Raw genomic sequence first — 13,865 nt, 5'->3', positions numbered from 1 at the left:
CTGGCGCACGGTGGCGGTGAGCTGTTCCATCGACGACGCGGTTTCCTCCAGCGCCCTTCGGCCCGGTCTTCTTCGGCACCGGCGCCGGCGGCGGCGTCTTGTCCGATGGCGGCATGACGATGGTGCCGACTTCCACGCCCGGCGTGGTGGCGGCGCCGCCGCTCTCCGGCGGCAGCACGCGCAGCACCTGGTCGACCTTGATGTCGTTCGGGTTGGCCAGATTGTTCCAGGCCACCAGGTCGCGGTAATTCTGGCCGAATTCCAGCGCGATGCGGATCAGGGTATCGCCCTTCTTGACGGTATACAGGCCGCGCTCGTCGCGCGCCACTTGCGCGGTTTCGCTCGGGGTGGCTGGTTTGACCGCCGGCGGGGTCGTGCGGTCGACGACCGGGGCTTGATTCGGGGTGGTGGAACAGGCGCTCAGCAAGGCGAGCAAAAGGCTCAATACGAGCGCATTACTTTTTTTCGTCATTCTCATCTATTTATCTAGTGGTTCGGGCGCTACACCACGCCCGGACGCAACGGCACGAAATGGCAATCCTCCAGCGTCGTGCTGGTCCATTCCGTCTTGCCGACGCGCGTGATCAGTTCCAAATGCTGGGTGCGCGCGCCCACCGGCGCGACCAGGCGGCCGCCTATGGTCAGCTGCTCCAGCAGCGCCTGCGGCACCTCCAGCCCGGCCGCGGCCAGAATGATACCGTCAAACGGCGCCGCTTGCGGCAGGCCAAGCATACCATCTCCGTAATGCAGACGCAGGTTCGGGACGCGCAGCGGCCGCAAATTGGCCTTGGCCAGCTCGTGCAGCGGCTTGATGCGCTCGATCGAATACACTTCCTGCGCCACGCGCGCCAGCACCGCCGCCTGGTAGCCGCAGCCGGTGCCGATCTCGAGCACGCGCTTCAGCTGGCCGCCGTTGCGCATCACCTCGATCATGCGCGCCACGATATATGGCTGGGAAATGGTCTGATGATGGCCGATCGGCAGCGAGGCGTCGACATAGGCCTGGGCCGCCAGGCCCTCGTCCATGAACAGGTGGCGCGGCACGGTGTCCATCGCCGCCAGCACGACCGGGTCCTGCACGCCCTGCTTGGCCACGCGCTGCACCATGGCGCGGCGCACCGCGTCCGACACCAGCGCATGCTGGCGCGGCGGCGTCGTGGCCGGAGCCGGCTGGGCGGCATAATTCTGCGCTTTGGGCGCCGGCGGCGGCGCGTAACGTGCGGCGTTCTGGGTGGCGGTTTGCGGCGTCGCCACCGGGCCGAATACCGTTGCCTTCCTGGCCCCCTTGTCAACTACCGAGGACAGCGGCAAAGGAAAGGTACGGTTTTTTTCGGTCATGCGAAGGCCTTTGCCAATGCAGCGAGTTGCGATTGATGGGTCAGATCGATTTGCAGCGGCGTGACCGAGGTCCGCCCTTGGCTGCAGGCGTGGAAATCCGTGCCCTCGCCGGCGTCGCGGCAGGCGCCCGGCGGGCCGATCCAGTAAATATCCCTGCCGCGCGGATCCTGCGCCCTGATGACCGGTTCGGACTGATGGCGCCGTCCCAGCCGGGTGGCGACCACGCCCTGCAACTGGTCGTACGGCCGGTTGGGAATGTTCACGTTCAGCAAATACGGCCGCGGCAGCACTTCATAATAGCGCTGGATGATGTCGCGCGCATGACGGGCGGCGTCATCGATGTGTTCCCAGCCATAGGCGCCCTGCGAGAACGCAATGGCGGGAATGCCGAACAGATATCCCTCGGTGGCGGCGGCCACAGTGCCGGAATACAGGGTATCGTCGCCCATGTTGGGGCCGTTGTTGATGCCGGATACCACCAGGTCTGGACGCTCGTCCAGCAAGGCGGTCAGCGCCACGTGCACGCAGTCGCTTGGCGTGCCGTTGACAAAATAAAAACCATTGGCCGCCTGCTGCACCGACAGCGGCCGGTCCAGCGTCAGCGAATTCGACGCGCCCGAGCGGTTGCTGTCCGGCGCCACCACCACGATGTCCGCGATCGGCGCCAGCGCCGCGGCCAGCGCATTGATGCCCGGCGCCAGGTAGCCGTCGTCATTGCTTATCAGGATTTTCATACGGATGATTTTACCTGAAGCAATGGCCGCACTGCGCAAGCGGCGTGCGGCATTTTGGATAAATTTATGTTACCGCCGCGCACCTCGCGTACCGGACAATTGGTCGTCCAGCGCCAGCAACTCATCGGCCGCGCGCGGCCACAGCCGGCCGCCCTCCATGACCGCCAGCCGACGCGGCAAGGCGTTGCCGTAGTCGTCCATGGCGGCATCCTGATGCAGTTCGGCCGGCACCAAAGAGGCGTCAGCGCCCGGCATGCCGAGCTGCGACTGCACGTCGCCCAGGTACTGGCGCGCGCTACGGGTTTCCGGGTGATCCGGCCCCAGCCGCCGGTGACGGGACTGCACCACCGCGTCGATCAGGCTGCGCGCGGCGTCCAGCTCCTGCAAGTGCATCAGCGTCGACGCCAGCGCCATCTTGCTGCGCAGCGTGTCGGAGTGTTCGGCGCCCAACACGCGCCGGCGCGCGGCCAGCACCTGCTCCTGCGTCGCGCGCGCGTGGGCCACGTCGCCGCGCAACAGCAGCAGATCGGCACGGGCCGCCTTGCTGGCCAGCGTCTGCAGATGATCGGCGCCCAGCAGACGCGTGTACGTTGCCAATACGACATCCTGCATTCCCAACGCTTCCGCCGTGCGGCCCACTGCCGCCAGCGAGGCGGCCAACTGCGCGCGCGCCGCCAGGGCGTCGGGATGGTCGGCGCCCAGCAGGCGCTCGCGCGCCTCGACCACGCACTCGTCCAGGAACAGGGCTTCCTCCAGCTTCCCTTGCTGGCGTAACGCGGCCGCCAGATTGGCCTTGCTGGCCAGCGTATCGGGATGGTCTTCGCCCAAGCCGCGCTGGCGCAGCGACAGACTCTCCTCGAAACTGGCCAGCGCCTGGCGCAGCCGCCCTTCGCGCCGGTACAACTCGCCCAGCAGATTGAGGTCGCGCGCCAGCAGCTGGGTGGCGGTGCGGCTGGCACCCTCGTCGCGGGCGGCGCGCGCCTGATCGATGTTGCTGAGCAGGCGGATTTCTTCCCGCGATTGCCAGGGGAAAAAGCCGGGGCCGAGCCAGCTCAACAGGGATTCGAAGCTGCGCGTCAGCGAAAAACGGTCGCCGCCATATTCCATGCGCGCCGCCACCTGTTCCCCGTAGGCAAAAGTCCGGGTCTGCTGCAGTTGCACCTCGTCGAAGTAGCTGTCCAGCGAGAGCTGCTGGATGCCATAGCAATCGCGCATCAAGCCTTCGAAACTGGGTTGGTAACCGGGGATGCGCCGCAGGCGGTCGCCGCGCCGCCACTGCGTGCGCTGCTGACTGTCGCCGGTTTCTATGCGCGACGGCAAGGGATACACCATCAGCGGCCGCTGCTCATCCTCGTGGCTGCGGCGGTAGGTGGTGGCGCGCGTGACCAGCGCCTGCACCCCTTCCAGACTTTGACGATTGGGATTGAACACCACCACCAGCTTGCGCGGGAGCAAGGTCGTGCAAACCCCGGCGCTGTCGCTGCGCCCGGTGCGCGAATCGACCAGTACGTGACGGAAATGGCGTGCCATGCGTTCGGCGAAGCAGCGAAACAGCGCCGGGCAACTGTCGAACAGGCTGTCCCACTGCATGGCGGCGAGCCGCTCGCCGTACTCGCCATCGAAGCGGCCGGCGCGCATCAGGTACAGCTGGCTGCCCTGATCGACGCGGCTCACGTAGTGCTCCCAGCCAACCGCGTCCAGCACCTCGTGGGCCAGCGCCTCATCGTCGCGCTTGCCCGCAGGGCCGGCGCGGCGCTGCAATTGCTCGCGGCAAGCCTCGAAAAACTCCAGCACCCCCGGACGTTCTTCGTGCTGCTCGAAATAATGGTGCAGGCCCGGCGCCTCCAGATCCCAGTCGATCATCAGCACCGGCGTGGTGGCGTGCTGTTGCCGCGCCAGCAACACGGCGATGTTGGAGAGCGCCATCGTTCGCCCGGTACCTCCCTTATATGAATAGAAAGTAATAACCTCGCCGTTTGTGCTGAGCGGCGGCAGCGATAAGGAAGAGATTTCCATGGCAAACCTTTAGCGTGGAAAATGTGGAGGAGGAATGGCGCGCCATTCCGGCGGGATGTCAGGCAGCACGAAGCGGCTGCAATCATGCTCCGGCGGCGTGCATCGTTTTAGACAGTGATAGTGCTCTGCAATTCGGTGGACAATTTTTTCTATGTCGGGCAAAAAGTCGGGATTGGCTTTCAGGTCGCCGCTGGCCAGGGTGTAGCGGGAAAAATCGACGTACATGCCGGCCGTGATTTGCGGCGGCAGACCGACCGGGTGACGGGTCATGATGACGGGAATGATCAGGTGGCTGGGCAGCGAATACCATTGCCGGCGCTCGGCCTCGATCAGTTGCATTGCAGCAAATTCGCGACGCGTGTAGCCGTGCGCCTCATACTTCGGTGTATAAATGACAATCATGCACACGCTCTCGCACAAGGCGCGGGCGATTTTCTGGTCGAGATCATCGCCGCCACCAAGTTGCTCGCTATCAACAAACAATTCTTCCTCGTTGTCGAAATGCGGTTCGAGATAGCACTTGAGGGCGTCGACCAGATCGTTTTTGAACTTGCTCATGTATGCATGCTGGCCATGTGCATAACTGAAAAAGCAGCCGTGCCGGATAGTCATGACATCCTCCGCTTTTACCACTCCGTTTTAACCAACTCTAGCCATCCTCTATGCTGCAGCTTTGATAAAAAACAAACGTGCGGCAGCCCGATCCTTGTGCCAGCGGGCGGCGCTTTGCGGTATCATAAAATCTAACGATCGTTCTTTTTTAAAGCCAGGGAGACCAACATGAAAGCCGTCGTATGCGAAAACTGGGGCACGCCGGACATGCTTAAATTGCAAGATTTGCCTGATCCGCAACCGGGGCCTGGCCAGGTCGTGATCGATGTGCAGGCGGCCGCGGTCAACTTCCCCGACGTGTTAATTGTGCAAGGAAAGTATCAATTCAAGCCTGACCTGCCTTTCGTCCCCGGCAATGAAGTGGCCGGCGTGGTGCGCTCAGTGGCTGACGATGTGACAACTTGCCGTCCAGGCGACAAGGTCATCGCATTCACCGCCACCGGTGGTTTCGGGCAACAATTATTAGCACCAGCACAATCCCTGATCCCCATACCGCCCGGCATGGAATTCGATATCGCCGCCGCCATCACCCTGACTTACGGCACCTCGTACCATGCGATCGTCGACCGAGCCGCGCTAAAAACTGGCGAAACCATGCTGATTCTTGGCGCGGCCGGCGGTGTCGGCCTGGCCGCGATCGAGATCGGCAAAGCCCTTGGAGCCCGCATCATTGCTGCGGCTTCGAGTGACGACAAGCTGGAAGTATGCCGGCGCCACGGCGCCGACGTTCTGATCAACTACAGCGAGGAAGATTTGCGCACGGCGATCAAGGCTGCCACCGGCGGCCGGGGTCCGGACGTGATTTACGACCCGGTCGGCGGCGCTTACACCGAGGCCGCGTTCCGTTCGATCAGCTGGGGCGGGCGCCACCTGGTGGTCGGCTTCGCCAACGGCGAGATACCCAAACTGCCGCTGAACCTGACGTTGTTAAAGGGGGCCTCGCTGGTCGGCGTATTCTGGGGCGAGTTCACAAAACGCTACCCAAAAGCCAATATGAGCAATATGAAACAATTACTGCAATGGCTACAAGAAGGAAAAATCCGGCCGCTGGTATCGCATCGCTACCGGCTAGAAGAAACCGCGCAGGCGCTGAACGACATGGCGGCCCGCAAGGTCACCGGCAAGATCGTGATCCTGCCGCAATAACACTCCGGGGTCAGTTCTGCCAATCGCACACGGCCTCGACTGTAGGCTATGCGTACAGTCGAGGCCGTGTGCGATTGGCAGAACTGACCCCGGATTTTGATACTGAAAGTTACGGCTGAGAATTCTTGTTTTTGAAGAATTCGATCACGACTTCTTGCTCGCGGGTACGTTTGAACGGCGGCAGGCTTTGCCAGATGCGGCGGCCGTAAGGCTTGGAAATGACGCGCGGGTCGCATAGCATCAGCACGCCCTGGTCCTTTTCGTCGCGGATCAGGCGGCCCGCGCCCTGCTTGAGGTTGATGATGGCTTCCGGCAGGGTGTGGTGCATGAAGCCGTTCTTGCCCTGCTTTTCCATCACTTCGATGCGCGCGGCCAGCACCGGGTCGTCCGGCGGGGCGAATGGCAATTTGTCGATAATCACCAGCGACAGCGCGTCACCGCGCACGTCCACGCCTTCCCAGAAGCTTTGCGATCCGATCAGCACGCCGTTACCGGCCTTGCGGAACTGGTCCAGCAATTCGGTGCGGCCGCGGTCGCCCTGGACGAACAGCGGGAACGGCAGGCCGCGCTTTTCGAATTCGTCACGGAATCGTTCGGCGGCGCGTTTGACCGCGCGCAGTGTCGTGCATAAAAGGAAAGTTTTGCCGCCGGCCGCTTCGATCACCGGCAGCGCCAGATCCAGCACCGCATCGGTATAGCCGATGGAATTCGGGTCCGGCAGGCCGGTCGGCACGTACAGAATGCCCTGTTCTTCGTAATTGAACGGGCTCGGCCAGGACATCGACGGTTCTTCGCCCAGCCCCATCTGTTCCGAAAAGTGGCTGAAGTCGTTTTTCACCGCCAGTGTCGCCGAGGTGAAGATCCAGCTGCGCGGCACGCCTTCGCGTTGGCCGTTGAAGATGGGCGCGATCGACAGCGGTGTCTTGTGCAGTTGCAGCGACGAGGCGTAGGCTTCGACCCAGAACACGGCTTCTTCGCCCTTGGCCACTTTGGCTTTCGGGTCGAATTTCCAGGCGGCCAGCCGCTGTTGCAGTTCCAACCCGCGCTGGCGGCACTGCTCCAGCGTTTCCGCCCGCTCGGCCTGCTTGTCCAGCACGGCGATCATGCCGTCCAGCTCGTCCTTGAGCGTTTCCAGCGCCGGGAAGAAGTCGCTCGACGGCGCGATCTGCGGCAGCGACAGGCGGATGCTGTCCTGCGGGAAGGTCAGGCGCAGGTCGCGCGCGGCCTTTTCCACCACGGTCACGACCTTGCCCCAGTCGGCGCCGTCGCGCGCATTGGCCAGGCCCTCGGCCAGCACGTCGCGGCACAGCTCCAGCACCTGCGAGGTCGAGACGGTGTCGCCGAAGAACAGCGTAGCGGTGTCGGGCAGCTGGTGCGCCTCGTCGAAGATGATCGTATTGGCCGACGGCAGCAGTTCGGCGATGCCGGAATCCTTCAGCGCCACGTCGGCAAAGAACAGGTGGTGGTTGACCACCACCACGTCGGCCTGCTGCGCCTCCTTGCGCGCCTTCATGACGAAGCAATCCTGGTAGTACTGGCACTCGGCGCCCATGCAATTGTCGCGCGTCGAGGTCACCAGGTTCCAGACGGTGGCGTTTTCCGGCACGCGCGCCAGCTCGGCCTTGTCGCCGGATTTGGTCATTTTCAGGAAACGCGAGATTTCGCGCAGATAGCCGACGTCGTCGCGCGAGGTCATGCGGCCGTTCTGCAGCGTGCGCTCCAGATGATAATGACACAGGTAGTTGGCCCGCCCCTTCAGCAGCGCCACCGACACCGGCGCCTGCAGCGCATTGCGCACCGCCGGGATATCGCGCAGGAACAGCTGGTCCTGCAAATTCTTGGTCCCGGTCGAGACGATGGTCTTGCCGCCCCACAGCAGTGCCGGCACCAGGTACGCGAAGGTTTTGCCCGTGCCGGTGCCTGCCTCGGCAATCAGCGTGGTCTGGTTGGCGATGGCGGACGCGATCGCCTTGGCCATCTCGGTCTGCGAGCGGCGCGGGCGAAAATCGCCTACCGCCGGCCCCAGCGGACCGCCAGTGCCGAACAGGCGTTCAACCTCGGAATCGTACTTGCCGGGCGGCTGTTCGGGAGTGGCGCCGATGACGGCGGGGGTGGCGTCTGCGGACGGTGGAAGGTGTTCAGTCAAAATAAACCAGGTAGTGGCGCTTACGCCGGGACATCAGGCACCAATTGCATTTTCAGCAAAGTGATATGGTCTTTCAATTGCAGCTTGCGCTTTTTGAGGCGGCGCAACTGCAGCTGATCATGGTGGCCGTCGAGGGTGAGCATGTTGATGACCGCGTCCAGATCGCGGTGTTCGACGTCGAGTTCAATCAGGCGACGCTGGATATCTTGTACATCAGTCATATTTCTCAGCTCAATAGTTTCGGCGGAACAACACGCATTGCAAACAACGTTGCGCACAAACTGCGACACGGTGCATAGTTTAATCTACAGCGGCTCCGCCGCCAACATCGACCGTTCCCAATGCGCACTTATAAAATCGAAGCCGGGACCGCCCAGCACATCGGCAACCGGCCTCAGCAGAATGACCGGGTGGCGCTGTACACCGCCGCCCAGGCGCCCGGTTATGTGATGGCGGTGCTGGCCGATGGCAACAACAGCCCGGCCGGCGCCGATCAGGCCCTGCTCACCAGCAAACAGCTGCTCGACGAATACCGCCCTGGCGACGCGCCCGATTTAACGCGGCTGCAGCAACTGTTGCGCACGATCGCACTCGAGGCGCATCAGATCATCTGCATGAATCCGCTGACGGCGGTGGCCGAACCGCAAGCCGCGCTGGCGCTGCTGATGCTGACACCGCAGGCGCAGGCCGTGTGGGCGCACGTGGGCGATGCGCGTTTCTACCGCTTCCATGGCGAAACCTGTGCCTTGCGCACCAACGACAGCGCCTACATCGATCACCTGGTCCATCACGACAAGTTGCCGCCGGACGCGGCCAAAAAGCACCGCGGCTCGCGACTGCTGCAAAACGCGCTGGGCAACCGGCTGAAAGATCCCTATGTCGCCACCGGCAGCCAGGATGGGTTGCAGGCCGGCGATGCGCTGATGCTGTGCTCGGACGGTCTGTGGCAGCTGTTCCGGCCCGAAGAACTGGCTGCGGCGGTGGCGCGCAACACGCCGCGTCAGGCCGCCGAGCGGCTGATCGCCAAGGCCGCCGAACGCGCCCAGGGCAAAGGCGACAATTGTTCGATGGCGATCATCAAGCTGGTGCCGCCCCCCGTCGAGACACCGGCCTACACGGTGCAGAAACTGCGCCGCGCGGTCTGACGCTTACTGCTTTTTGGCGGCGGCCGCCGCCGCGGCGGCTTCCGCCTTCCTGCGGTCTTCCTCGGCGCGCTCGGCGTTGCGCTTGGCCTTGGCTTCGTTCTCCGCCTTCTTGCGCGCGACTTCAGCCTGGCGACGCTGCGATTCCGCCTGCTTGCGCTCGAACGCCGCGACATTGGCGGCGCGCTTGCCGGCTTCGGCGGCGTCCTGCTGCTCCTGCGCCTTCACCTTGGCGTCATGCTGGGCTTCGCGTTCGGCCACGCGCACGCCGGTCGGCGCGGCCGGTGCGGCCTTCTCTTCGTGCGGCGGCTTGGGCGGCTGGGCGGCACGCGCGGCCTGGTCTTCCGCGTCCTTGCGGTTGCGTTCGACCAGATCGGCATCGCGCCTGGCCACCGAGTCGACGCGCTTGAAATGCTCGGCGTCGACTTCCTTGACACGCAGTGCGGCCAGGTCGACGCGGCGTTTTTCCTTGGCCTTGTCCAGGCAGTTATTCACGAAAAACTTGGTCGAACATTCGCGCTCGCTGGCGGCAAAGGTTTCGTGCACGGCCGCGCGCTCGGCGCGCACCTGCTCCAGCGCGGCATCGGCCTCCGCCACCGATTTGACCTGGGCGCGTGCCGGCGCCGACACGGCAACGGCGGCAACGATCAGCGCGCCCAGTTGTTTAAAGATTGCTTTCATCATTCTCATCCTGTTCACGACAGCGAGGCGGCGGCGCTGCGCTGCTCGCGGTTCATGTATTCCTGCGACTGCATCTCGATGATACGCGACACGGTGCGATGGAATTCGTTGGCCATGGCGCCGGTCGTGTACAGCTCCTGCGGCGGCACTTCCGCCGACATCAGCAGTTTAACGCCCTGGTCGTAGAAGACGTCGATCAGCCAGGTGAAGCGCCGCGCTTCCGACGACATCGCCGCCGACATCATCGGCACACCGGACAATATCACGGTATGGAAGCGGCTGGCGATTTCCAGATAATCGTTCTGCGAACGCGGACCGCCGCACAGCGTGTGGAAGTCGAACCAGATGATGGTGCCGGCGCGGCGCAGCGCGCGGATCTCGCGCGCCTCGATGCGGATCACCGGGTCTTCGTCGGCGGTTTCGGCCACGCTGGCGTAAGCGTCGCGCAGCGCCTTGTCGGTCTGCGCGTTCAGCGGCGTGTAGTACGCTTCGACCTGCTCCAGCGCGCGGCCGCGGTAATCGATGCCGGCGTCGATGTTCATCACGTCCATCTTCTCATACAGCAGGTCGATGGTCGGCAGGATGCGGTCGCGGTGCAGCCCGTCCGGATATAGCAGCTGCGGATCGTAGTTGGAAGTCATGATGAAGGACACGCCGTTGTCGAACAGCGCCTTCAACAGGTTGTACATGATCATCGCGTCGGCGACGTCGGAAATATGGAATTCGTCGAAGCAGATCAGGCGGTACTTCCTGGCGACGCGTTTGGCCACCTCGTCGAGCGGATCGGCCACGCCGCGCAGCTCGTCGAGCTGGCGGTGGATGTCGCGCATGAATTCGTGGAAGTGCAAACGCGTCTTGCGCACCAGCGGCACCACCGAGAAGAAGCTGTCCATCAAAAACGACTTGCCGCGCCCCACCCCGCCCCACATGTACACGCCTTTCGGCACGGCCGGGCGGTTGATCAGGCGCTTGAAGGTGCTGGAACGCTGCGACTTGTACTCTACCCACTCGTCGTAGCATTCCTGCAGACGGGTGATCGCGCGCTGCTGCGCTTCGTCGGGCTTGTAGTTGCGCTGCGCCAGCGCGTGGTGGTAGTACTCTTGGACGTTCATAAGTTCAATCTGCACAAACAAAAACGGCGGGCCATGACGGCCCGCCATATACCCTCGCTAAACCGGTTGCTTCAAAACGTGTGCGGCGAGGCGCGGCGACGAAGACAGTGCGTTAGCACGGCGAGGAGTCGCAACGAAGCGGCACGCGTTTTTAAGCGGCCGGCTTAGAAGTTGAGGGTGCGCTTGTCGATAGCCAGTGCGGCTTCCTTGGTCGCTTCCGACAGCGACGGGTGAGCGTGGCAGATACGCGCGATGTCCTCGGCCGAAGCCTTGAACTCCATCGCCACCACGGCTTCCGAGATCAGCTCCGACGCCATCGGGCCGATGATGTGCACGCCCAGGATCTCGTCGGTGTTGGCATCGGCCAGGAATTTCACCATGCCCGAGGTGTCGCCCAGCGCGCGTGCGCGGCCGTTGGCCAGGAACGGGAAGGTGCCGGCCTTGTAGGCCACGCCTTCGGCCTTCAGCGTCTGCTCGGTCTTGCCGACCCAGGCGATTTCCGGCGAAGTGTAGATCACCCAAGGGATGGTGTTGAAGTTGGTGTGACCATGCTGGCCGGCCATGCGCTCGGCCACTGCCACGCCCTCTTCTTCCGCCTTGTGCGCCAGCATCGGACCGCGCACCACGTCGCCGATCGCCCATACGCCAGGCAGGTTGGTCTTGCAGTCGTGGTCCACTGCCACGAAGCCGCGCTCGTCCAGCGCCAGGCCGACCTTGTCGGCGCCCAGGCCGTTGGTGTTCGGGGTGCGGCCGATCGAAACGATCAGCTTGTCGAACACGGCGGTGTTGGCTTCGCCCTTGGCATTGTCGTATTCCACGGTGACGTTGTTGTCGCCCTTGGTGACCTTGTTGATCTTGCAGCCCAGGTTGATGCTCAGACCCTGCTTGGTGAACATCTTGTTGGCTTCCTTGGCGATCTGCTCGTCGACTGCGCCCAGGAAGGTCGGCAGGCCTTCCAGCACGGTCACTTCCGCACCCAGACGACGCCATACCGAACCCATTTCCAGGCCAATCACGCCGGCGCCGATCACGCCCAGCTTCTTCGGCACTTCCGGGATGTCCAGCGCGCCGGTGTTCGACAGGATCAGTTTCTCGTCGAAGTCCGCGCCCGGCAGCGCACGGGCGTTGGAGCCGGTGGCGATGATGATCTGCTTGGCGCTGATGCTTTCGTTGGCCGGCGCCGAGATGGTCAGCGGGTAGCCTTCCGCGGTGGCGGCGCCGGTGAACGAGGCCAGACCGTGGAAGAAGGTGACCTTGTTCTTCTTGAACAGGTACAGGATGCCGTCGTTGTTCTGCTTCACCACGCCGGCTTTACGCTTGATCATCTGTTCCAGATTCAGCGACAGGCCGGCGACGTCGATGCCGTGCTCCTTGAACGCGTGGCCGGCGTGCTCGAAGTGCTCCGACGACTGCAGCAGCGCTTTCGATGGAATGCAGCCGACGTTGGTGCAGGTGCCACCTGGTGCGGGGCCGCCCTTTTCATTCTTCCAGTCGTCCACGCAGGCGACGCTGAAACCCAGCTGCGCGGCGCGGATGGCAGCGATGTAACCGCCAGGACCGGCGCCGATGACTACTACGTCAAATTGTTTGCTCATGTTTTTCTATCCAATCATTCTTCCGGAACGAAGATCCACAACAGAATGTAGATCGCCAGGCCGAAACCAAAGGTGATCACGAACATCACGAACAGCAGGCGCCAGATCCAGGATTCAACGCCGCTGATCTGTGCCAGGCCGCCGCAGACGCCACCGAGCCAGCGGTCGGTGCGCGAGCGGCGCAGGCGCGAAATGTCGCCAGAACCCGCGCCGGGCAGGTCGCCGTTCAGCAGGCGCGCCTTGGCCGCCGCGAACTCGTCGTCCGACAGCGCGCCCGCCTGGTGCAATTCGTGTAAACGCTTGATTTCTTCCGAGACGCTCATTCAAGACCTTCTCTGAAATAACCCCGGGCCAGGCTGGCCCGGGGTGCGCATCAATTACAGGTCCAGCAGCAGACGTGCGGGATCTTCCAGCGCTTCCTTCATGGCCACCAGGCCCAGCACGGCTTCGCGGCCGTCGATGATGCGGTGGTCGTAGGACATTGCCAGGTAGTTCATCGGACGAATGACGATCTGACCGTTTTCCACCACGGCGCGGTCCTTGGTCGCGTGCACGCCCAGGATGGCCGACTGCGGCGGGTTGATGATCGGGGTCGACAGCATGGAGCCGAAGGTGCCGCCGTTCGAGATCGAGAAGGTGCCGCCGGTCAGGTCGTCCAGGGTCAGCTTGCCTTCCTTGGCCTTGGCGCCGAATTCACCGATCTTCTTCTCGATTTCGGCGATCGACATCTGGTCGGCGTTGCGCAGGATAGGCACCACCAGGCCGCGTGGCGAACCCACCGCGATACCGATGTCGAAGTAGCCGTGGTAGACGATGTCGTTGCCGTCGACCGACGCGTTCAGGATCGGGTACTTCTTCAGCGCGGCCACGGCGGCCTTGACGAAGAAGGACATGAAGCCCAGCTTGACGCCGTGCTCTTTCTCGAACTTGTCCTTGTACTTGTTACGCAGGTCCATCACCGGCGCCATGTTCACCTCGTTGAAGGTGGTCAGGATGGCGTTGGTCGATTGCGACTGGATCAGACGCTCGGCGATACGGGCGCGCAGACGGCTCATCGGCACGCGCTCTTCCGGACGGTCGCCCAGGTCGGCGCCACCGGCCGGGGCGGCGACTTGCTGCAGGGCCGGCTTGGCGGCTGGCGCGGCCAGCGGTGCAACGGCCGGAGCGGCTTTGGCGCCGGCGGCCAGGGCGTCGCCCTTGGTCACGCGGCCGTCTTTGCCCGAACCGGCAACGTCGGTGGCGCTCAGGCCCTTTTCCGACAGGATCTTGGCGGCGGCCGGCATGGCCACGTCGCCCTTGTTGCCACCGGTGGCGGCCGGCGCGGCGGCGGCAGGTGCGGCGGC

At 63.6% G+C, this 13,865-nt stretch carries 14 protein-coding genes; 2 read left to right on the top strand and 12 right to left on the bottom strand.

Annotated elements, in window-relative coordinates:
- The 5 genes from E4L98_RS15520 to E4L98_RS15500 form a co-directional block, all read right to left on the bottom strand.
- Positions 1-445, bottom strand: a 445-nt coding sequence (locus E4L98_RS15520) for a LysM peptidoglycan-binding domain-containing protein (RefSeq protein WP_371857236.1), incomplete at its 3' end; no start/stop codon positions are given.
- Positions 446-501: 56 nt separating this feature from the next.
- The gene (locus E4L98_RS15515) at positions 502-1,338 is read right to left on the bottom strand and encodes a protein-L-isoaspartate(D-aspartate) O-methyltransferase (RefSeq protein WP_135202461.1); all 837 of its coding nucleotides are present in this window, start codon (positions 1,336-1,338) and stop codon (positions 502-504) included.
- Positions 1,335-2,072, bottom strand: a complete 738-nt coding sequence (gene surE, locus E4L98_RS15510) for a 5'/3'-nucleotidase SurE (RefSeq protein ID WP_135202460.1) — start codon at positions 2,070-2,072, stop codon at positions 1,335-1,337. Before surE ends, E4L98_RS15515 begins: the two co-directional genes overlap by 4 nt.
- Positions 2,073-2,141: 69 nt before the next feature.
- Positions 2,142-4,088 (bottom strand): KGGVGR-motif variant AAA ATPase, encoded by a 1,947-nt coding sequence (locus tag E4L98_RS15505; protein WP_135202459.1) that lies wholly within the window; start codon positions 4,086-4,088, stop codon positions 2,142-2,144.
- A gap of 9 nt (positions 4,089-4,097) precedes the next feature.
- Entirely contained in the window at positions 4,098-4,700 is a 603-nt protein-coding gene (locus tag E4L98_RS15500) for a toll/interleukin-1 receptor domain-containing protein (RefSeq protein WP_135202458.1), read from the bottom strand.
- Positions 4,701-4,868: 168 nt separating this feature from the next.
- Here E4L98_RS15500 and E4L98_RS15495 point away from each other — a divergent pair, with 168 nt between their 5' ends.
- Positions 4,869-5,846 carry an NADPH:quinone oxidoreductase family protein gene (locus E4L98_RS15495; RefSeq protein ID WP_135202457.1) on the top strand — a complete coding sequence of 326 codons (978 nt, stop codon included), beginning with the start codon at positions 4,869-4,871 and terminating at the stop codon, positions 5,844-5,846.
- 109 nt (positions 5,847-5,955) lie between these two features.
- On the opposite strand, the gene yoaA is transcribed toward E4L98_RS15495, so the two are convergent.
- Both yoaA and E4L98_RS15485 read right to left on the bottom strand, forming a co-directional pair.
- Complete coding sequence (yoaA, locus tag E4L98_RS15490; protein WP_135202456.1) at positions 5,956-7,992, bottom strand: DNA repair helicase YoaA; 2,037 nt, start codon at positions 7,990-7,992, stop codon at positions 5,956-5,958.
- 20 nt (positions 7,993-8,012) lie between these two features.
- On the bottom strand, positions 8,013-8,213 hold the full coding sequence (locus tag E4L98_RS15485) for a YdcH family protein (protein WP_135202455.1): 201 nt from the start codon (positions 8,211-8,213) through the stop codon (positions 8,013-8,015).
- 120 nt (positions 8,214-8,333) lie between these two features.
- On the opposite strand from E4L98_RS15485, the gene E4L98_RS15480 reads away from it, so the two are divergent.
- Positions 8,334-9,137, top strand: coding sequence for a PP2C family protein-serine/threonine phosphatase (locus E4L98_RS15480; RefSeq protein WP_135202454.1), 804 nt, complete (start codon positions 8,334-8,336; stop codon positions 9,135-9,137).
- A 3-nt stretch (positions 9,138-9,140) separates the two neighbouring features.
- Here the strand turns inward: E4L98_RS15480 and E4L98_RS15475 are convergent, their stop codons facing one another.
- The 5 genes from E4L98_RS15475 to odhB form a co-directional block, all read right to left on the bottom strand.
- On the bottom strand, positions 9,141-9,815 hold the full coding sequence (locus tag E4L98_RS15475) for a hypothetical protein (RefSeq protein ID WP_135202453.1): 675 nt from the start codon (positions 9,813-9,815) through the stop codon (positions 9,141-9,143).
- Positions 9,816-9,829: 14 nt separating this feature from the next.
- Positions 9,830-10,927 carry a cell division protein ZapE gene (gene zapE, locus E4L98_RS15470; protein WP_135202452.1) on the bottom strand — a complete coding sequence of 366 codons (1,098 nt, stop codon included), beginning with the start codon at positions 10,925-10,927 and terminating at the stop codon, positions 9,830-9,832.
- Between the two features lie 164 nt (positions 10,928-11,091).
- A complete protein-coding gene (gene lpdA / locus E4L98_RS15465) occupies positions 11,092-12,522 on the bottom strand; it encodes a dihydrolipoyl dehydrogenase (RefSeq protein ID WP_135202451.1) in 1,431 nt (476 codons plus the stop codon).
- 14 nt (positions 12,523-12,536) lie between these two features.
- Entirely contained in the window at positions 12,537-12,845 is a 309-nt protein-coding gene (locus tag E4L98_RS15460) for a PspC domain-containing protein (RefSeq protein WP_135202450.1), read from the bottom strand.
- A gap of 54 nt (positions 12,846-12,899) precedes the next feature.
- Positions 12,900-13,865 (bottom strand): 2-oxoglutarate dehydrogenase complex dihydrolipoyllysine-residue succinyltransferase (gene odhB / locus E4L98_RS15455; RefSeq protein WP_135202449.1); only part of this gene is annotated, 966 nt, incomplete at its 5' end.

The organism is Duganella callida, from assembly GCF_004614165.1.
GTDB classification, from domain to species: Bacteria; Pseudomonadota; Gammaproteobacteria; order Burkholderiales; family Burkholderiaceae_D; genus Rugamonas; species Rugamonas callida.
Note: the sequence above shows the minus strand (reverse complement) of the source record. Positions and strands in the feature narration are given on the sequence as shown.